The following is a 19,962-nucleotide window of genomic DNA, read 5'->3' on the forward strand; positions in this document are numbered from 1 at the left end:
CATCGCGTTATCCTTTCAGCTGCCTGACGAACTCGCTAATTTGTGCTAGCCCTTCCGCTTTCGTAGACGGCGACGCCAAAAGCGGTCCTGCTTCTTCGATTTTGCGCACGATTGCGCTGCCTACAACCACGCCGTCGCAAATCGTCTCGAAACGGGCGACTTGCTCGCGGCTCGAAATGCCGAATCCGATAGCGACCGGGATGTCGGAAGCTTTTTTGACGGAAGCGATGAACTCCTCAATACCGCCGAAGAAGCTTGACCGCGTCCCCGTAACGCCTAAAGACGATACGCAATAGATGAAGCCTGCCGCTTGCGCGGCGATTTTGGCGACCCTGTCCTTGGACGTAGGCGCCACAAGCGGTACGAGGTGAATGTTGTACCGAAGCGATAATTCGTATACCTCGTCGCTTTCCTCGATCGGCAAATCGGGAATGATCATGCCGCTGATATCGTTCTCCTTAAGCAGCTCGAAAAAGTTTTCGAGACCGAGCTGCAAAACCGGGTTGTAGTAAGTAAATAAGATGAAAGGAAGCTCCGAGCCTGCATCGCGGCATTTGCGCGCCACCCGTATGCAATCGAGAATATTGATTTTATGCTTGAGCGCCCGCTCCGAGGAGCGCTGGATGACCGGTCCGTCCGCGAGCGGATCGGAATATGGAACGCCGAGCTCGATAATGTCCGCTCCGGCCTGCTCCATTTGCAGGATGATTTCAACCGATGTTTCCGCATCCGGATCGCCGACCGTCAGAAACGGGATTAACGCTGCTTGCTTCTTTTCCCTTAGCGCCGCAAAAGTCCGATCAATGCGATTCATCCGCGTCACCTCCCAAATAGCTCATAATCGCTTCAACGTCCTTGTCACCGCGTCCGGACAAGCTCACGACGATGATCTCATCCTTGGACATCGTAGGAGCGACCTTCGTCAGCTGCGCAAGCGCATGCGAGCTTTCAAGCGCCGGAATGATGCCTTCCGTACGGCTCAGCAGCTGAAGCGCTTCAAGCGCCTCTCTATCCGAGATCGGCACGTATTCGGCGCGATTGGAATCGCGCAGGTATGCATGCTCGGGGCCTACCCCGGGATAATCCAGACCTGCGGAAATGGAGTGCGCCTCCGTCACTTGACCGTATTCGTCCTGCAGAACGTAGCTCAGCGAGCCTTGGAAGACGCCGTGGCGCCCTTTGGCGAACGTCGCCGCATGCTCCTCGGTTTCGACGCCTTTGCCCGCTGCCTCCACGCCGATTAAACGCACCGACTCGTCATTCACGAACGGGTAAAAAATGCCCATCGCATTGCTTCCGCCTCCTACGCATGCAATGACCGCATCGGGAAGCCGTCCCTCCGTTTCCAAGATCTGCGCTCTCGACTCATCGCCGATAACCCGTTGAAAATCGCGCACGATAAGCGGGTACGGATGAGGGCCCGTGACCGATCCCAAAATGTAGTACGTATCTTCGACATTGCTTACCCAGTAGCGGAGCGTCTCGTTGCAAGCGTCCTTCAGCGTGCGGCTTCCGGACGTGACGGGAACGACTTCCGTTCCGAGAAGATTCATGCGGAACACGTTCAACTGCTGGCGTTTCGTATCGACTTCGCCCATAAACACCTTGCATTCCAAACCGAGCAAAGCCGCTACGGTAGCCGTAGCTACGCCATGCTGGCCTGCGCCGGTTTCGGCGATCACTTTCGTTTTGCCCATACGCTTGGCAAGTACGGCTTGGCCGATCGCATTGTTGATTTTATGAGCGCCCGTATGGTTCAAATCTTCGCGCTTCAAATAGATTTTCGCCCCGCCGAGCGTTTGGGTCAGCCGTTCCGCGTAATACAAAGGAGTGGGACGCCCGGAATATTTGCGTCTCAGACCGTCGACCTCCGCGATAAAGTCGGGATCCTGCGAAAATTTCTTATAAGCGTCCTCCAGCTCAATCAACGCGTTCATCAATGTTTCCGGCACATAGCGGCCGCCGAATTTCCCGTACCGCCCTTGTTCGTCTGGCACTTGCTTCACGATGACTTCACCCTTTCAACGAATGCTGTAATTTTATCGATGTCTTTCACGCCGTCCGTTTCGACCCCGCTTGATACGTCAACGCCGTCCGGATCGTAGCCGTTTATCAATTCTCGGACATTATCCGGATGCAGCCCGCCGGCCACTATCAGCTTTATTCCCGCGGATCGCGCCCAGTTCAAATAGGGAGGAATGCGGTCCCATGCGAATGTCTCGCCCGTTCCTCCTCCGACGACGGGATCGTAAGTGTCGAGCAAAACGGCATCGACCTGACCGGCATACGGTCCAAGGAGCCGTTCGACCTTCTGCTCCTCAGCGAAAGCTTCGGACGCGTCCGGTTCTTCTTTGCCCGATCCGTCCTGCATGCTTGCAATCGGAAGCACCTTATACACCGCGACGCCGAACTCCCGCTTAACTTCCGCGCAGAACGAAGCCGGCTCTTGCCCGTGCAGCTGAATCACGTCTAGCGGCGCTTGCCTCATCACCTCGCGAAGCTCCTCCATCGTCGGATTCACGAATACGCCCACGCTTAGCGGCGCAGCACCCTCCGCCCCGCGCTCTCGCAGCAGTCTAACCATCGGCGCCGCTTGCTCGGCAGTGATCTGACGCTTGCTGCGGGCAAAAACAAAGCCGATATGATCAATCGGCAAGTGAATGATGCTTTGCAGCTGGCCGTATGTACGGATGCCGCATATTTTGACCGAAGCAGCCGTTCCGGTAGCCAATTAGACCACCCCGCCCGCTGCCGGCACATCGAGCAGATCCTCTACGGCCTTCCCTACGATCGGCTGCCGCATAAAATGCTCGCCGATCAGCACCGCCTCCGCTCCGACGGAGCTTAAGTATGCGATCTCCTCCGGACGCGAGATGCCGCTTTCGCTGACGATCGTTTTCCCTTGCGGAATCATGCCGACAAGCCGTTCCGTCGTTTGCAGATCGGTGACGAACGTCTTCAGATTGCGGTTGTTGATGCCGATCAGCTGCGCATCAAGCTCCAGCACGCGGTTCAATTCTTCTTCGTCATGCACTTCGACAAGCGCATCGAGGCCCAAATCCCGGCTCAGCTGCAAATATTCCCGCATCTGCTCCGTCGTGAGAATCGCCGCAATAAGCAAAACCGCATCCGCGCCGATCAGCCGCGCCTCGTAAATATGCCGGTAGTCGATCGTAAAATCTTTGCGTAAAATCGGCACTTCTACCGCAGCCCGCACCTGTTGCAGGTATTCGTTGTTGCCTTGAAAATAGTCCGTATCCGTCAAAACCGACAAACAATCGGTACGCGCCTCTTCATAAGCTTTGGCAAGCGTCACGGGATGGAAATCCTCCCTTATCAGCCCTTTCGACGGCGACGCTTTTTTCACCTCGGCGATAAGCCCCATTCGGCGTTTGCGGCCTTCCGTCAACGCACGGATAAATCCGCGGCAAGCCGGCATAGCGGCAATTTGCTTCTCAGCTTCGACTAACGTGAAACGTTCCGCCAGAGCTGCAACCTCTTTATGCTTCGTAGCGACAATCCGATCAAGAAACATGGCTCAACTCTCCCGTACATGCGATTAGTTGCTGCAACTTGTCATCGGCAAGCCGCATATCGATGACCGATGCTGCTAATTTTACACCTTCCTGCAAGGTCGAGCAACGGCCTGCCACATAGAAGCAAGCGCCGGCATTGGCTAACACGATGTCGCGGTATGCGCCGCGGTCGCCATTGAAAATGCTGCGGATGATGCCGGCGTTCGTCTGCGCGTCGCCGCCTTTGACCGCTTCGATGCCTGCTGCGCGAAGGCCCAGTTCATCAGGCGTTATATCGTAAGTACGCAAAACGCCGTCTTTCAGCTCGGTTACCCGGGTAGGCGCGGATATGCTGATCTCGTCAAGTCCGTCGTGGCTCGACACGACCATGCCGCGCTTCAAGCCGAGCGATTTGATGACCTCTGCCATAAGCTCCGTCTTGTTCCGGTCCGAGACGCCCAGCAGCTGCAAATCCGCACCCGCAGGATTCGTCAGCGGTCCAAGCAGATTGAAAATCGTGCGGATGCCGATTTCCTTGCGCGGAATGGCCGCGTGTTTCATCGATTGATGGAACACTTGCGCGAACATGAAGCAGATGCCGACTTGATCGAGACAACGTGCCGCTTGTTCATTATTTAGTTGAATATTGACGCCGAGCGCCTCCAGCACATCTGCGCTGCCCGTCTTGCTCGAAGCCGCGCGATTGCCGTGCTTCGCGACGCGGATCCCCCCGGCCGCAGCTACGATTGCGGATGCCGTCGAGATATTAAACGTATTCGAGCCGTCCCCGCCCGTCCCGACCGCGTCGAGCAAATTTTCGTTAACCGTTTGTACGCGGCTCGCTTTGCTGCGCATCGATTCGGCGAAGCCGGTAATTTCTTCGCTCGTTTCGCCCTTCATCCGCAGCGCCGTCGCGAGGCTTGCGATTTGCGAAGGAGTAGCCTGACCGTCCATGATTTCCGACATGATGTCACGCGCCTCGCCGCGCAGGAGATGTTCGCCGCCGATTATTTTAGCAATGGCTTGCTGTACCGTAAAAGCACTCATCCAAACCGCCTCCAAAAATAATATTCCCTAGATCGTGAATACCCGTTTTAATAATCGCTGTTTATAACGGCAGCTTGCGGCTGCTTTTGCGGCGAGAATACCGCTTCGGCCATACGGATCGATTTCAGCATGCCTTTCGCCTTGTTGACCGTTTCCTCATATTCCTTCTCGGGAACGGAGTCCCAGACGATACCGGCTCCAGCTTGTACATACGCTTTGCCGTGTTTGAAAATAATCGTCCGAATCGTAATGCACGTATCCATATTACCGGAGAAGCCGAGGTAGCCGATCGCTCCGGCGTATGCGCCGCGAGCTTCGCTTTCCAGCTCCGCGATGATTTCCATTGCGCGAAGCTTCGGAGCGCCGGATACCGTACCTGCCGGCATGCAGGAAATGAAGGCGTCGTAGAAATCTTTATCCTTGCGCATTTTGCCGGTTACGTTCGAAACGATATGCATGACATGGGAATAGCGCTCGATTTCCATGAACGAATCGCATTTGACCGATCCGAACTCCGCTACCCGGCCGATATCGTTGCGACCAAGATCGACAAGCATCAAATGCTCCGCGCGTTCCTTCTCGTCGGCCAGCAGATCCTTCTCCAGCGCCAGATCCTCCTCCGGCGTTTTCCCGCGCGGACGCGTCCCGGCGATCGGCCTCGTATCCACCTTGTCGTCCTCAACGCGTACGAGCATTTCAGGCGATGTGCCGACGATCACTTCATCGTTCATTTTGAGACAATACATATAAGGAGACGGATTCATCGTCCGCAGCATGCGGTAAACCTGGAGCGGCGAAACGTCCGTTTCGATTTCGAAGCGCTGCGAGAGAACCACTTGGAAAATATCGCCGGCGCGAATATATTCCTTCGCCTGCTCGACATTCGCCATAAACGATTCCTTCGTCTGGTTGGAGCGAATCTCGCCGAGTTCGACATCGTCGGGCATCGACCGGTTTGCTGCGTAAAGCTGCGGCATCGGACGTCTCAGCCGTTCGATCATCGCATCGATTTTGCGGCAAGCCGCTTCATAGGCTTTGGCGATATCGGCATCCGTTCCGCTGCGCGGAATATGAACGTTCGCTATCACCTTGATTTGCTGCTTGAAATGATCGAACACGATGATTTGATCGCAAAACATGAATTGAATGTCATTCATTTGCAAATCATCCACTTTATGCTTAGGCAGCTTCTCGTAGTATTGCAGCAAATCGTAGCCGAAAAATCCGATCGCTCCGCCCGTCAATCTCGGCAAATTCGGAAGCGGCGGGCTTGAATATGCGCGCAAGTACGCTTTCAGCACATCAAGCGGCTTTTCGGTAGAAACGATCGTCCCCGCATCGTTCGTAATCGAGATTTGACCGTTCTTCGCTTTAATCATGAGAAACGGATCGGAGCCGATAAACGAATAACGCGCCCATTTTACGCCGCCCTCTACGCTTTCCAGCAAAAACGCATGCTCGCTGTCGTAAAACTGCTGAAATAAACGAATCGGCGTTTCCGTATCGGCGAGCAAGTCTCGAACGATCGGAATGACGTTATACTGTTTGGCAAGGCGGATCACTTCATTCAATTCGGGCGTATACATGGGCACCTCTCCTTATCGGCGGCAAACTAATTTAGGAAATGAAAAAAGCCTCTACTCGAAAGTAGAGGCTTCGATTGAATTCGAAAAAAGAAAAATACGATGCCATAAATAGCAATGACTCGCAAACGACGGGATAAATTCCCCTCGATCGAAGGCACTCGGCTCGGCTCGGCTCTTCTCTGCTCGACTCTCTCTCAACTAAACTCTACTCTGCTTGCCTTCTCTTTGCTCGTACTGCGCTCAATCTGCTCGGGTAAAACCTAAACTGAATCTAACTCACTCAACTGCATTCACTATACACCGGCATAACGGATTACGTCAAGCGTTTTCTGTATGGCTTACCGTTTGGCGATATCCGGACGAAGCCGCTTGGCTTCATTCAAATATACATGGCGAATCTCGTTTTGCTTCTTCTGCGTATTGATATGCACCATGAGGCGGATGCACTTAGGCAAGCTGGGCTGTACCGGAATTTCCACCGAACACATGATCGGCACAAGCTCCCAGCCCGCCAGCTGGCGAATGGCCCTCGCAGGGAAAGCCGCATCCAGATCGGTCGTCGTCGTAACAAATACGCTGCAAATATCTTCCGGCACCACTTCGTTCTCCACTACGATTTCATGGAGCATCTCTGCGGTCGCCTGCAAAATCTCTTGCTCGTCATTCCGTTCTACAGTCGTCGCACCGCGAATTCCCCGAACCCACATCACTTTATGCCTCCTGCTTCAATTGTTCCACGACTTCTCTTACGAGATCGGCTGAAACGTTTTTGTTGATTTCCACTTTGCCGATATCCGTCGGAACGACGAAAACCATCTTGCCTTCCTTGAACTTCTTGTCGTGCATCATTGCGGACATGATGGCGTCCGTTTCCAAATGAGCCGGTAAACGTGTAGGCAGTCCGAATTTGCTTAAAATCCGTTTGGTCGTTACATAAATATTCTCCGGATGCCCCAGCTTGACGGCAAGCTTGGCGGATCCTACCATGCCTATCGAAATCGCCTCGCCATGCACCAATTCATTGTATTTAGCCACCGCTTCGAGCGCATGCCCGATCGTATGGCCGAGATTTAAGATGGCCCGCAAATCGTTCTCGCGTTCGTCGCGCGAAACGACGATCGATTTCACTTCGCAGCCGCGGTACAAGCCGTATTCAAGCGCTTCCGGATCGAGAGCAAGAAGTCTCTCCGCATTCTCTTCGCACCAAGCGGCGAATTCCGCGTCCCAAATGAGGCCATGCTTGATCATTTCGGATAAGCCGGCTTTCACTTCCCGCTCAGGGAGCGTTTGCAGAGTCGCCGTATCGTATAACACAAGCTCAGGCTGATGGAATGCGCCGATAATATTTTTGGCGAGCGGATGATTAACCGCCACTTTGCCGCCGACGCTGCTGTCGTGAGCAAGAATCGTCGTCGGAATTTGGACAAAACGGACTCCGCGCATGTAGCTTGCCGCGACAAAGCCCGCAAGATCGCCGACTACGCCTCCACCGAGTGCAATGACCGTTGAATTACGGTCAAGTCCCGCGTTGAGAGCAGTTCCCACAATCTGTTCCAGAATCCCGAGCGATTTCGCCTTTTCCCCGGCTTCTACGACGTGAGTAACCACCGTGAACCCGCCCGCTTCCAGAAGCTCGACGACTCGCGTCAGGTGAAGGGGCGCAATGCGGTCGTCAGACACGATCAACAGCGGGGATCCTTTGCGGATCCCGTGTTTTTCGAAAAACGGAACGATATCGTTCAGCACATGCTGACCGATATAGATCGGGTAAGAGCGTTCTCCCAGTTCAACCGTCAGTTCGCGCATATTAGTATTGCTCCACTTGTTTTTTGTAGTTTTCCAGGTTCGCGCGGATTTCCTCGATCGAATCTCCGCCGAACTTCTCGAGGAACGCACATGCGACTTCCCATGCCACGACATTCTCCATAATGACGCCTGCAGCAGGAACCGCACACGTATCCGACCGTTCGACCTGCGCGGTGAACGGCTCCTTCGTGTCGATATCTACGGACGGGAGCGGCTTGTACAATGTAGCGATCGGCTTCATAACGCCGCGTACGACGATCGGCTCTCCGGTCGTCATTCCGCCTTCGAAGCCTCCTGCGCGATTGCTGGCGCGATAAAAACCGCGTTCTTCCTCGTGCATAATCGGATCATGCACTTCCGACCCTTTCAGGCTTCCTGCCTCGAAGCCTAAGCCGAACTCAACGCCTTTGAAGGCGTTGATCGAAACGACCGCTTGCGCAATTCGTCCGTCAAGCTTCCGGTCCCATTGCACATGGCTTCCCAAACCTACCGGAACGCCTTCAATGACGACTTCCACGACGCCGCCCAATGTGTTTCCTTCCGCTTTGGCCGCATCGATCGCTGCAATCATCTTGGCTTCGGCTTCTTTATCGGCAACACGCACTTGCGAAGCCTCGGTAACTTCGTTCAGCTCGTCGATCGTCATTTGCGGACGTTCGGCGACGACATCGCCGATCCGCACGACATGACAAGCCGTCTTGATGCCGAACTGCGCCAGCAATTGACGGGCAACCGCACCGCATGCTACGCGCGCAGTCGTTTCACGGGCGCTGGAGCGCTCCAAAATATTCCGCAGGTCGCGTTGATTATATTTCAAGCCGCCGTTCAAATCGGCATGTCCGGGACGCGGGCGGTGAATACGGCGGCGTCCTTCGTTATCCTCGTCAACCGGCTCGACTCCCATAACTTTCGTCCAGTGCGTCCAGTCTTTATTCTCGACCACAAGCGCAATCGGCGCTCCTGTCGTCATACCGTGGCGAACGCCGCCTACCAGGTTGGCGGTATCCTTCTCGATCTGCATACGCAAACCGCGGCCGTACCCTTTCTGTCTGCGTGCCAGTTGCACATTAATCGAATCGGGAAGCAGCGGCAGATTGCTCGGCACTCCTTCTATAATGGCGGTTAATTGCGGACCATGCGTCTCGCCGGCTGTCAAATATCTCATTAAAAGTTCCCCCTAAGCATCGTCAAACGAACATCCCCAAGCAAAAGCCTAATCATTTTGCCTGTCCGGACCCATAGGTCGGCGCCGCGCGCCTCTCATTCAGGCAAAACAAATCGCAAGCATCCGGTTTCGTTCTTTCCGATCGCGTCATTCGAGCGCTTTAGCGCTTTTATGTGCTCATTATAGTATAGGCATCCCGGTTTGACAAGGAACGCCAAGCATTGCAATCGCTTTCAATTTTTCGCAAACAAATAACACGCTGCCCGGCTTTGCCGTTCTCAGCGTGCTTTTGGGTCAAGCGGGATGTTTTGCCGCATAAAAGCATTGCAGCAATCATGCGTTTCCTTACGAGTGCTTTTGCAATATACGTACCGGTTCCGTTTGCTTCGGATCATCCACCATTCCCATAATTTGCATGGAATCGATACCGAGAATTTGCGCGCACTCCTTCATCGAAATGAACCCTCTCCGGTATGCGTGGATCACCTTGCGCTTGTCCATAGGGTTAGCCCTCCTCGAGCAATTGCGATATGCCGTTCGTTCGCTTACCCCTAGTATAGGAATTATTGGAAACCGCTATACGTTCGCCTCATTTTTTTCGGTAAAAAAACGTTTCCGCAGTCTCGAGGCCATACTGGCCTGGCGTAAAAATCTGCTCCGTGCTGCCCACGAACAAGATTCCGCCAGGCTTCAGCGCATCGGCAAATTTTTGATACAGCAAATGCTTGGCTTCCTCCGTAAAATAAATCAGCACATTGCGGCATACGATCAGATCAAAGCCGGATTCGAATCTTTCCGTCAGCAGGTTTTGCTTTTGAAATTTGATATGCTTTTTCAGATCCGGACTTATATGGAACAGAGCGTTATCCGGCCGGAAATAGGTACGCAAATAGTTTGCCGGCACATCGCGAACGGATCTGTCGAAATAAACGCCTGTCCGCGCTTTCTCCAGCGCTCCGTCGTCGATGTCGGATGCGATCAAGGTCGCTTCGGTTAACGCCTTCGCTTCGGCTAAAATCATCGCCAGCGTATACGGCTCCTCCCCGGTCGAGCAAGCGGCGCTCCACACCTTCAGACGTCGTGAAGAACGCAGCATTTCCGGAATGAATTTCTGTTCCAGAACCTCCCACCGGTTCGGGTTGCGCCAAAATTCGGACACGTTTATCGTCATCCGGTCCAGAAACTCATGAAGCAGCGCCTTATCCTTCACCAGCGCGTCGAAATATTCCGCAAACGACTTATACCCGCGCTTATCGCGCAGCGTGGTCAGCCTCCGCTTCATCTGCGCTTCCTTATACAAATTCAGATCGATCGTGGTAAAGCTTTTCATTTTTTGAACAAATAGCGAAAAATCACGGTCTTCCATCAAAAAAAATCACGCTCCTGATCAAGCTGTCGACATAACCCCATGCTGCGAGTTATCCCAATAGTTCGATACTGAAACGTGATTTTCCTTCAATCGACAAAATATTCCTTTATGCCTCCCCGGTTGCCACCGCAGCTGACATAACGCAATATTTTATTACACCCATTTATTGACGTCTTTGCTGTAAGAAACGATTTCTTCCGGTTTGAAGAAATTGTTGATTTCACGCTCTGCGCTCTCAGGCGAGTCGGAGCCGTGAATAATGTTTAAGCCGGTATGCACGGCAAAGTCGCCGCGGATCGTGCCCGGCAATGCGTCAAGCGTATTCGTTTTGCCCATCATCGTGCGGGACAGCGTGATTACTTGGTCGCCTTCCCATACCATGCCGAAAACAGGGCCGGAAGTGATGAAGCTTACAAGTTCTTCGTAGAAGCCTTTGCCTTTGTGCTCTTCGTAGTGATATTCCGCTTGCTCGCGGGTAATGACCATCAGCTTGCTGCCGACGAGCTGGAACCCTTTTTGCTCAAAGCGTTTTACGATTTCGCCGATCAGACCGCGTTGTACGCCGTCCGGTTTTACCATCAGAAATGTTTTTTCCATTTTGACCACTCCTTGGGTATGTTTTAAAAAATATGTATCGGAACCTGCACAAAAAGCAGTGTATCCTACGTTGGCGCTGCAAGTCAACCGATCCCGCCGGACAGAGCTAATTTCCCTCGAAAAACAAGGGTCCGGCTTCGCCGCGAAATCAGCATTTAATTCGTGCGGCTCGCGACAAAATGGGCGATGCGCACCAAATCCTTTTTCGCTTGAATGTCAGGCAGGCCGTCGAGCGAGCGAATCGCCTTTTCGATGTATCGCTCCGCCAGCCGCTCGCTTTGTTCGATGCAGCCGCTATCCCGCACCATTTGCAGAAATCTGCCGACATCCGTTTGGCCGTCCAGCAGCCGGATACGCTCGAGCTCCTCAAGCAGCCTTCCGCGCAGCTCCGGTTTCTTCAACGCATATAGAACGGGCAGGGTAATGTTGCCTTGCTTGATGTCGCTGCCAGGCGGCTTGCCGATTTGCTCCTCGGTCCCGCACAAATCAAGCACGTCGTCGCGAATCTGGAACGTCATCCCCACATAATAGCCGAAATCGTACAGCTTCCGGGAAACCGCAGCGGGCGCACCGGCTGCGATTGCACCAAGCTGGCAGCTTATTGCGATGAGCAGCGCCGTTTTTCTTTTGATCCGCAGTAAGTAATCCCTAACCTTCTGTCCCGAGTGGAAAAAATAACGGATTTGCTCCATTTCCCCGATACTCATTTCGACGATCGCATGCGACATGATTTGGTGGATCTTCGGATTGCTGAGCTTCGTTACAACGCCCAGAGCTTTGGCGAATATGTAATCGCCCGTATACATCGCGATCCGGTTATCCCATTTGGCTCTTACGGTCAATTGTCCCCGGCGCGTCTGCGCATCGTCAATAACATCGTCATGAACAAGCGACGCCATATGGATCAATTCCATCGGAACCGCGATTTTTTTCATTTTATCGAGCTCGTATAGGCCAAACTGACCGGAAAGCAGCACAAAAATGGGACGTATTCGCTTCCCGCCCGCTTTCAGAAGATGCAGCGACGTTTCCTTCAGCATGGCATGCTCGGAGTGAATGCTCGCTTCCAGCTCTTTCTCAATCGCATTCAAATCTTTTTTAAGACGTGCGTAGATGTCAACAATTTTCATTCGGTCACCTAATTACCAATAGTATATACTAATTCCCGCAAAGCAGGCGTGCCCTCAAAGGTTATTCCGATGCTCGGCAGGAGCCCCCAACCTTTCCCGCCAAAGCCGGTCGTACTTCAAAGTTTGTTTCACGCAATTTGCCGGAGCGTCGTCTAACATGCACGTTCGCACGGCATATCCGATCGTGCGCTCATCTTGCGGGAAGCTCTTCCCAAAGTTGAATCGGAACGTCCCGTTCGAGCAGTCCCAACTCTTTGGCGTAGCTGAAATACAAAGACAAGCCGCGCCATTGATCCGGACCGAACTCATAGGTAAGCTGGTTAAAATACCCCCGCCAATACGATTCCGTACCGCCAATCGTCGCCTGCGCCTTCGCGATCATCCCTTCCGGGTGGCGAAGCCCATGTTCCTTGCTCCATTGAAAAGCTTCATGGATTCGCGATACGAGCTCAGGGTTTCGCCTTACCGTATCCTTGCGCACAGCCCAAACGGCAAAGGTCATCCATTCCCCGGTAAACGCCTTCCAAAGCTCGCCGAGATCCGTCACCATATACCCGTGGTCCGCCCAGCTTGCCCGAATCGCATCGTCGCCAATAAGCAGAGCCCCATCCGCGGCCGCCATCATCTTATCAAGAGACGGCTCCATCGTAAGGTAGGTCGGACTAGCTTCGTAACGTTTGGCGAGCAAAATTTTCAATAAATTTACGGTAGTCGCCGATGCGGTCGAGAGCGCAAACGTGCCTCCCGCAATTTGCTCCAGCGGCTTACGGTGGAACAGCAGCAGCGAATTAACGCGGCCTAAGGCGCTTACCGACAATCCGGGAAAGAGCAGGTACTCGTCGAAATTCGTGCCGTAAGCGAAGGAGGACATCGCCCCCATATCGACCTCTCCGGCTGCCATAGCCCGGTTGAGCCCCGTAGGAACCTGCAAGCTGAACACTACTTCTCCTGCAAACCGCTCCTCGGGAAAATGGTGAAATATCGGCCAAACATTCGTATAGTTAATTCGCCCGATGCTTATGCGCTCATGATGTCTCATCGTTTTCGCCCCATCTTCTAAACAATTGGTGGTCTACGTCCATCGTATCCAGCACTTTGCCTACAAGAAACCGTACGATATCCTCAAGCGACTTCGGCTGCTGATAAAAAGCCGGCATCGCGGGGATCACGGTTACCCCCATGCGGGAAAGCTTCAGCATATTTTCCAAATGAATCTCATGAAGCGGCGTTTCCCTCGGGACGATAATAAGCCGGCGGCCCTCTTTAAGCATGACGTCCGCCGTCCGCTCCAGCAAATTATCCGACGAGCCGTGCGCGATGCCCGACAGCGTCCCCATAGAACAAGGAATGATGACCATCCCTTGCGTCCGGAAGCTGCCGCTTGCAATGCTCGCGCCGATATCCTGAACCGGATGATAGATCAGCTTCCCGGGCAAATCGCCGAAATGCCGCTCAAGCGTTTCTTGACGCCGCGAAGCGTTCCAGCCGAGCTCGTCCCGTAGCACCCGCCAGCCTGCATCGCTGATGACCAGATGAATCGTCTTGCCGAGCGATAGTAAATGCCTGCAGAGAAGCTCGCCGTATGCGGCTCCGCTTGCCCCGGTGATGCCGATTACCCAAGGCTTGTCCATCGCTGCACCACCAAATCGATCAATGTGAAGGCAAACACGACAATGCTCAGCACGCCGTTCATTGTAAAGAAAGCGGTTTGCAATCTGCTTAAATCATTCGGAGAAACGATCCAATGCTCATAAAATAATATCAAATAAGCAATGATAAGACCCGCGAAATATACCCAACTCAGGTCGGTCATGAAGAAAACGAACATCAGTCCGACAGCCGTAATCAAGTGAAAAGCTTTGGCAAAGAGAAGAGCTTTCGCTACGCCGAAGCGGCTTGGTATCGAATGGAGCTTCTCATCTTTGTCAAACTCCGTATCCTGACACGCGTAAATCACGTCGAAACCGGCAATCCATAAAGCGATGGCGCCGTACAGCACCAGCGATGCCGCGCTGATTTCGTTCGTAACCGCCACCCAAGCGCCAAGCGGCGCCAAGCCGATCGTCAGTCCGAGTACCAAATGACATGCCCAAGTAAAACGCTTCGTGTAAGAATAAATAACGAGAAAAAATACGGCAAGCGGAAGCAGTTTCATGGACAATGCGCTTAATTGCGATGTTGCGACGAACAAAAGCACGAAGGAAACGATAATAAATAAGATGACTTCGAATGACGATAACAACCCGGCAGGTATAGCGCGCATCGCGGTTCGCGGGTTTTTCTTGTCGATTACCTTGTCGATGACGCGATTGAGCCCCATCGCCGCGCTGCGAGCGCCCACCATCGCGAGCGTGATCCAGCCGACCTGCCCCCATGACGGAAGCTCTCCCGAAGTCGAAACCGACCCCAGAAGCGCCCCCATATAAGCGAACGGCAGAGCGAACAAGGTATGCTCGAACTTGATCATTTCCAAAAATATTTTGATTTTCTTAATCATAAACTCACTCCTGCATCGTTCTCGCCTTCACGCCAATGTGAAGAGCGGCGATGCCGCCGGTGAGCGGATAAGCCTCGACCTTCTCCAATCCGACCTCACGGAATATCGTAGCAAGCTGCTTATGATCCGGAAAGCCGATTAAAGATTCAGGCAGCCACTTGTACTGCTCATAGCTTTTGGCGAGCATTTTTCCGATTAGCGGCAGCACCTTTTGGAAGTAGAAAAAATAAATGCCTTTAAACGGCTGCCAGGTTGGCTTGGACAGCTCGAGCGAGACGACAAGCCCGCCCGGCTTGACTACCCGTTTCATTTCCTTGAGCACCTGAACGAGATCGGGTACGTTGCGCAGCGCAAAGCCGATCGTCACGTAATCGAACGTGTTGTCGGCATAAGGAAGGCTCATCGCATTGCCGCGGATGAGCGAGATTTGCTTATCCAATTGCTGGGCTTTTATTTTCTCGGCTCCTACATCAAGCATATTCTGGCTGAAATCGAGTCCGACAATTTCGCCGCTCCCGCTAGCCTTAGCCAGGCTGATCGTCCAGTCGCCGGTGCCGCAGCACAAATCAAGAGCCGAGCTGCCTTTTTTCACGTTCATTTTGGCCATTGTAAACTTCCGCCAATATTTATGTCGGCGAAAGCTTAACACCGAATTCATAATATCGTATTTCGGCGCAATCCGCTCGAAGACGGAGTGAACAAACTGTTCTTTCGATTTCATGGCAGGTCACCTCAAAGCTCTTCCAGCAGTACTTTTTGCGTTTTCAAATATCTGGTGATCGGTTCGCCGATCTTGAACAGCTCTTCAACGAACGGCTCCGATTCCAGCTGGCGGATTTGATCCCAGACCGTTCTTACCTGTGCATCCAGCATATGATATAGCTGCGAGCTAATATTGTATTTGTGCAAAATGGCCTTGATTCGCGAAGGATCGGATTCCTCGGCCTGCAGCAGCTTCTTCTCTTCCCGTGTACCGGCTTGCATAATATGCCAGTATGCCCAACTGCCGCGAATGTTCTGCAGGCTTTCGATGCGAAATATTTCTTCGGCGAGCAGCTCGCATTTGGCAAAGCCCTGTAAAATACCGGGCCACAGCCGCTGGCTTACGCCTTCCATACTGCGGGTAAAGGACAGGAACAGCTGCGACCTTATATTCGCCGATTGCTGAATGTACTCGTCAGCGGTCATTTTCAACTGCTTGACCAAAGTATAAAAATTCATTTTCATCCGATTCACATCGCAAACCGCCTGCGACAAAAGCCCGACCATTTCGATCTGCCCCGCTTGCGCCAAGAGCTGATAGAAGCGTGCGCTGAAATAATCGCCGGCTAGCACCTTCAGCTGCCGGGAGCGCGATTCCGCTTTACCTTTGGCGACATTCGTAACCGGGACGAGGTCGTGCGTTTCCAGAGCCATTTGTACAAGTGAAGTGGCAAGCGCATATACCTCTTGCTTGCCGGCTTCCGTTCCGTTTCGGCCGAGGAACGCAAAAAGAAGCTTGGTTCGCAATTCCGGAAAATCCGGCAAATCCGTATGGTTACGGATCATGTCGTATTCGATGTATGGTTTAGCCAATTCTTGAATTCCATACGTATTCATCGAGAGCCTCCGAACGATAGCAAAAATCTACAGCAACTAATTATAGCACAACAGCTTACCTGCCGCACGTACTGTCGAAAGGAATTCGCAGAACCGCCAAATAACGTCAATTCCATTAAGAGCTCTGCCACTTCTTCGTGTAGGTAATCCGGTAATGCGACTGCAGGTAATCCTGAAGCGTCTGCGCACCGGTTCCTTCGCGCTTCCATGCCGCGCTGCGGTTGGCTTTGCGCGCATCCATCGCAACGAGCAGCGGAAAGCCGGCGGAAGCCTCTTCCTTGCGGCCTTCGAGTACGCGCACGAGCACCTGGCGCACGTTCGAGGTTTGAAAGCCGAACTCGGACAGCGTATACAAGTCGCGATAAACGCGTTCAATTCCCGACGCTGCGGAAGGCATGATCAAATCGACGGAAAGCACCGTTTGCTGCCAGTCAACTTTCTTAATGGACAATTGCAGCGGCAGCGTGCTGATTAAATCGACCATATTGTCATCGGACAGCGTTTTTGCCGGAGAGCGGTTGTCCGCAAGCACTCCGTTGCTGTTAGCCGATTCTTTAAACAATATGGACAACGCGAGGGCAATGCATACGGATAGCAACAGCGTGATCCACATCCCGGCAAGCTTGCTCATCTCAAGCCCCCCTCCGAAATAACGGTTTATCTGTACTACCCATTGTACAACGAAAAAAAGCAGGCTATGCCTGCAACAAAAAATTATTGATCGGTATCGATCACCCCGTGCTTCGTGATCACAACCGCTTTGCCCCGAATTTTGACGGCTGAAGTATGATCGGTGAATTGAGCGATCATCACTTCCCCTTTATCAAGCTTCTCCGTATGGTGAAAACGCGTATCTTGGCCGCGGGTGAGACCGATAACCTGCACACCGTTCTCTTTCGCTTTTACGACAAAGTAATCGTTTTGATTTCCTTCCATTGCTGTTCGCCTCCCCGACTCGCATGCCTGTCATAACATCAATGTCCCATTTGCGCTTCTCTTATGATGATGGATAACGACCGTAAAGTCAACAAAGCCGGCGTTCTTAAAGCTGACGTCTGCGGCGCCGCGCCCGCGTTATGCTTTCTGGCGGTAAACTAAGAAAAAGACATCGAATTTACGATGTCTTCTCCATGGTCGGAGTAACACGATTTGAACGTGCGACCTCACCCACCCCAAGGGTGCGCGCTACCAGGCTGCGCTATACCCCGATGATGCTAACTTGGCTGCTAGGAAGATTTTATATGATATTTCCAATAACGTCAAGCATTAACCATCAAACAAAAACGCCCCGGAGTTAGAAAAAGCCGCTCTTCCGATAAAAAGGAAGGCGGCTTTTCTGCTCGGTATGTATCGCAGCTTTGCGTCTTATTGAATGACGTCTCTGAGCGCTTTGCCAGGCTTGAACGAAGGCACCTTGCTTGCGGCGATTTCGATCTCTTGGCCCGTTTGCGGGTTGCGGCCCTTGCGCGCGGAACGTTCTCTCACTTCAAAGTTGCCGAAGCCTACCAATTGAACTTTATCTCCGCCTTGCAGCGCATCGGAAATTGCTTCAAACACGGCTTCCACCGCTTTTGTCGCATCCTTTTTGGAGATTTCGGAAATCTCGGCTACTTTATTGATCAATTCGGATTTATTCACAGGTTTCACCTCCCCATATGAGTTATGTACATCCTCTTACATCATGTGTTAACCGTTTCAGCCCAAAATATACGTAGCTAGCAGCGAAAACGAAACAAATTTATCTTATTATAGCGCGCTAGGTTTTGCAATACTTCCCCGACGGATAACCGCAAACATATAAAATCGCTTCTATATAAAAAAAGACGCCCCGGCATCGATGGATGTCGGAACGTCTTTGCAACTGCTATATTCGGGTCGAAATTACAAAATGATCGCGATGAGACCGCCCGAGCCTTCGTTAATGATGCGGCCAAGCGTCTCTTGCAGTTTGTAGCGGGCGTTGTCGGGCATCATCGCCAGCTTGCCTTGTATGCCTTCCCGGACGATGGAATGGAGGGAGCGGCCGAAAATATCGGATTCCCAAATTTTAAGCGGGTTGTCCTCGAAGTCCTGCATCAAGTAACGCACGAGCTCTTCGCTTTGCTTCTCGGTTCCGATGATCGGCGAAAACTCCGACTCGACGTCGACGCGGATCATATGAATGGATGGAGCGGTCGCTTTCAGCCTTACGCCGAATCTCGAGCCTTGACGAATAAGCTCCGGCTCGTCGAGCGCCATTTCGGCAAGCGTCGGCGGCGCAATGCCGTAGCCGGTCGTCTTGACCATTTCGAGCGCTTCTGCGAATTGATCGTATTCCCTTTTGGCATGGGCAAACTCCTGCATCAGCTGGAGCAAATGATCCTTGCCGCGTATTTCTACGCCAACGACCTCCATCAAAATCTTATCGTACAGCTCGTCGGGCGCATACAAATCGATTTCAGCCACGCCTTGCCCCATGTTCATGCCCGCCAAAGCGGCTCGCTCGATGAAATCGTAATCCGAGAACTGGCTGACGACGCGGTCGACGTCACGTAGCCTGCGAATATCCTGTACGGTATCGCGTACCGAATTTTCGAAGTTGCTGCGCAGCCAGTGATTATCCTGCAGCACCATAACCCAGCTCGGCAGATTGACGTTCACTTCATGGACCGGGAACTCGTAGAGCACTTCGCGCAAGGCGGACATAACGTCCTCTTCGCCCATCGTCGCAACGCTCATCGCCATAACCGGAATATCGTATTTGCTGGCCAGCTCGCTTCTAAGCTCTTGAGCGGGCTCGCTTTGCGGCTTCATCGAGTTGATAATAAGGATGAACGGCTTACCTACCTCTTTCAGCTCGGCAATGACTCTTTCCTCAGCCTCCACATATGATGAACGCGGGATTTCAGCGATGCTGCCGTCCGTCGTAATGACGACGCCGAGCGTAGAATGCTCCTGTATGACTTTACGGGTTCCGATCTCCGCCGCTTCCTGGAACGGGATCGGCTCGTCGAACCACGGCGTCGAGATCATCCGGGGTCCGTTCTCATCTTCGTAACCCTTAGCCCCTTCTACTGTATAGCCCACGCAATCGACTAGCCGGATGTTAACGTTCAAGCCTTCGGCTACCGTTATTTGCACCGCGTTATTAGGCACGAATTTCGGTTCGGTCGTCATGATCGTGCGGCCGGCCGCGCTTTGCGGGAGCTCGTCAATCGCCCGGATCCGATCCGCTTCGCTCTTGATATTAGGCAGTACGACCGTCTCCATGAAACGTTTGATGAAGGTCGATTTACCCGTGCGGACTGCACCGACGACCCCCAGGTATATATCCCCGCCGGTCCGTTCGGCAATGTCCTTAAAGATGTCCACTTTTTCCAAAAGAGATCCCTCCTACAGGTTAAGATGAAACATGCCGGTGACCGAAGCACGAACCTGTAAAGGACGCTCCTTCGGGCTCGTCATGCGACCACACTCGTACAATCTTTTTGACTATTAAAAATATATGTCGTCTTGCTAACAATATGACTACTTTTTGTACATCCTATCAACTCCTCATAAACTGCGCCCGTTCGTTCGTTACGGCTTCCGAATAACTTATATGAGCGTTTCGGCCGGCCTATTCGTTTTTAAGATAAAAAAAACCGGCGCATGCTTTCGCATACGCCGGAA

22 protein-coding genes and 1 tRNA gene are annotated in these 19,962 nt (G+C 52.8%); all 23 read right to left on the bottom strand.

Annotated elements, in window-relative coordinates:
• Nucleotides 1–7: 7 nt before the first annotated feature.
• Nucleotides 8–814, bottom strand: coding sequence for a tryptophan synthase subunit alpha (gene trpA, locus DQG23_RS24710; protein WP_113033682.1), 807 nt, complete (start codon nucleotides 812–814; stop codon nucleotides 8–10).
• Nucleotides 801–2,006 carry a tryptophan synthase subunit beta gene (gene trpB, locus DQG23_RS24715; protein ID WP_192894631.1) on the bottom strand — a complete coding sequence of 402 codons (1,206 nt, stop codon included), beginning with the start codon at nucleotides 2,004–2,006 and terminating at the stop codon, nucleotides 801–803. Before trpB ends, trpA begins: the two co-directional genes overlap by 14 nt.
• Nucleotides 2,003–2,731, bottom strand: coding sequence for a phosphoribosylanthranilate isomerase (locus DQG23_RS24720; RefSeq protein ID WP_113033686.1), 729 nt, complete (start codon nucleotides 2,729–2,731; stop codon nucleotides 2,003–2,005). Before DQG23_RS24720 ends, trpB begins: the two co-directional genes overlap by 4 nt.
• Nucleotides 2,732–3,535 (bottom strand): indole-3-glycerol phosphate synthase TrpC, encoded by an 804-nt coding sequence (gene trpC / locus DQG23_RS24725; protein ID WP_113033687.1) that lies wholly within the window; start codon nucleotides 3,533–3,535, stop codon nucleotides 2,732–2,734.
• Nucleotides 3,525–4,562 carry an anthranilate phosphoribosyltransferase gene (gene trpD, locus DQG23_RS24730; RefSeq protein ID WP_113033689.1) on the bottom strand — a complete coding sequence of 346 codons (1,038 nt, stop codon included), beginning with the start codon at nucleotides 4,560–4,562 and terminating at the stop codon, nucleotides 3,525–3,527. The genes trpC and trpD overlap by 11 nt, the downstream gene beginning before the upstream one ends.
• Nucleotides 4,563–4,609: 47 nt before the next feature.
• Nucleotides 4,610–6,148, bottom strand: coding sequence for an anthranilate synthase component I (trpE, locus tag DQG23_RS24735; RefSeq protein ID WP_113033691.1), 1,539 nt, complete (start codon nucleotides 6,146–6,148; stop codon nucleotides 4,610–4,612).
• 338 nt (nucleotides 6,149–6,486) lie between these two features.
• Nucleotides 6,487–6,855: a chorismate mutase gene (gene aroH / locus DQG23_RS24740; protein ID WP_113033693.1), complete on the bottom strand. Its 369-nt coding sequence runs from the start codon at nucleotides 6,853–6,855 to the stop codon at nucleotides 6,487–6,489.
• 4 nt (nucleotides 6,856–6,859) lie between these two features.
• On the bottom strand, nucleotides 6,860–7,954 hold the full coding sequence (gene aroB, locus DQG23_RS24745) for a 3-dehydroquinate synthase (protein WP_113033695.1): 1,095 nt from the start codon (nucleotides 7,952–7,954) through the stop codon (nucleotides 6,860–6,862).
• Nucleotide 7,955: 1 nt separating this feature from the next.
• The gene (gene aroC / locus DQG23_RS24750; RefSeq protein ID WP_113033697.1) at nucleotides 7,956–9,119 is read right to left on the bottom strand and encodes a chorismate synthase; all 1,164 of its coding nucleotides are present in this window, start codon (nucleotides 9,117–9,119) and stop codon (nucleotides 7,956–7,958) included.
• Between the two features lie 345 nt (nucleotides 9,120–9,464).
• Nucleotides 9,465–9,620, bottom strand: coding sequence for a hypothetical protein (locus tag DQG23_RS42625; RefSeq protein WP_192894632.1), 156 nt, complete (start codon nucleotides 9,618–9,620; stop codon nucleotides 9,465–9,467).
• Nucleotides 9,621–9,708: 88 nt separating this feature from the next.
• Nucleotides 9,709–10,485 (bottom strand): CheR family methyltransferase, encoded by a 777-nt coding sequence (locus tag DQG23_RS24755; protein WP_113033699.1) that lies wholly within the window; start codon nucleotides 10,483–10,485, stop codon nucleotides 9,709–9,711.
• A gap of 156 nt (nucleotides 10,486–10,641) precedes the next feature.
• The gene (gene ndk / locus DQG23_RS24760) at nucleotides 10,642–11,085 is read right to left on the bottom strand and encodes a nucleoside-diphosphate kinase (protein WP_113033701.1); all 444 of its coding nucleotides are present in this window, start codon (nucleotides 11,083–11,085) and stop codon (nucleotides 10,642–10,644) included.
• A gap of 155 nt (nucleotides 11,086–11,240) precedes the next feature.
• A complete protein-coding gene (hepT, locus tag DQG23_RS24765) occupies nucleotides 11,241–12,215 on the bottom strand; it encodes a heptaprenyl diphosphate synthase component II (protein WP_113033703.1) in 975 nt (324 codons plus the stop codon).
• A gap of 190 nt (nucleotides 12,216–12,405) precedes the next feature.
• Complete coding sequence (locus DQG23_RS24770) at nucleotides 12,406–13,254, bottom strand: menaquinone biosynthesis protein (RefSeq protein ID WP_113033705.1); 849 nt, start codon at nucleotides 13,252–13,254, stop codon at nucleotides 12,406–12,408.
• Nucleotides 13,241–13,846: a UbiX family flavin prenyltransferase gene (locus DQG23_RS24775; protein WP_113033706.1), complete on the bottom strand. Its 606-nt coding sequence runs from the start codon at nucleotides 13,844–13,846 to the stop codon at nucleotides 13,241–13,243. The genes DQG23_RS24770 and DQG23_RS24775 overlap by 14 nt, the downstream gene beginning before the upstream one ends.
• Entirely contained in the window at nucleotides 13,828–14,712 is an 885-nt protein-coding gene (locus DQG23_RS24780) for a UbiA-like polyprenyltransferase (protein ID WP_113033708.1), read from the bottom strand. The genes DQG23_RS24775 and DQG23_RS24780 overlap by 19 nt, the downstream gene beginning before the upstream one ends.
• A gap of 4 nt (nucleotides 14,713–14,716) precedes the next feature.
• Nucleotides 14,717–15,433 (bottom strand): demethylmenaquinone methyltransferase, encoded by a 717-nt coding sequence (locus DQG23_RS24785; protein ID WP_113033710.1) that lies wholly within the window; start codon nucleotides 15,431–15,433, stop codon nucleotides 14,717–14,719.
• 11 nt (nucleotides 15,434–15,444) lie between these two features.
• Entirely contained in the window at nucleotides 15,445–16,311 is an 867-nt protein-coding gene (locus tag DQG23_RS24790) for a heptaprenyl diphosphate synthase component 1 (RefSeq protein WP_113033712.1), read from the bottom strand.
• A 115-nt stretch (nucleotides 16,312–16,426) separates the two neighbouring features.
• Nucleotides 16,427–16,942, bottom strand: coding sequence for a hypothetical protein (locus tag DQG23_RS24795; protein WP_113033714.1), 516 nt, complete (start codon nucleotides 16,940–16,942; stop codon nucleotides 16,427–16,429).
• An 83-nt stretch (nucleotides 16,943–17,025) separates the two neighbouring features.
• A complete protein-coding gene (gene mtrB / locus DQG23_RS24800) occupies nucleotides 17,026–17,247 on the bottom strand; it encodes a trp RNA-binding attenuation protein MtrB (protein ID WP_113033716.1) in 222 nt (73 codons plus the stop codon).
• A 195-nt stretch (nucleotides 17,248–17,442) separates the two neighbouring features.
• Nucleotides 17,443–17,519: transfer RNA gene (locus tag DQG23_RS24805), tRNA-Pro, on the bottom strand.
• Nucleotides 17,520–17,676: 157 nt separating this feature from the next.
• Nucleotides 17,677–17,949, bottom strand: a complete 273-nt coding sequence (locus tag DQG23_RS24810; protein WP_113033718.1) for an HU family DNA-binding protein — start codon at nucleotides 17,947–17,949, stop codon at nucleotides 17,677–17,679.
• Nucleotides 17,950–18,192: 243 nt separating this feature from the next.
• On the bottom strand, nucleotides 18,193–19,671 hold the full coding sequence (spoIVA, locus tag DQG23_RS24815; protein WP_113033720.1) for a stage IV sporulation protein A: 1,479 nt from the start codon (nucleotides 19,669–19,671) through the stop codon (nucleotides 18,193–18,195).
• Nucleotides 19,672–19,962: the final 291 nt, after the last annotated feature.

This window comes from Paenibacillus contaminans (assembly GCF_003285015.1).
In the GTDB taxonomy this organism is placed as follows: domain Bacteria; phylum Bacillota; class Bacilli; order Paenibacillales; family NBRC-103111; genus Paenibacillus_V; species Paenibacillus_V contaminans.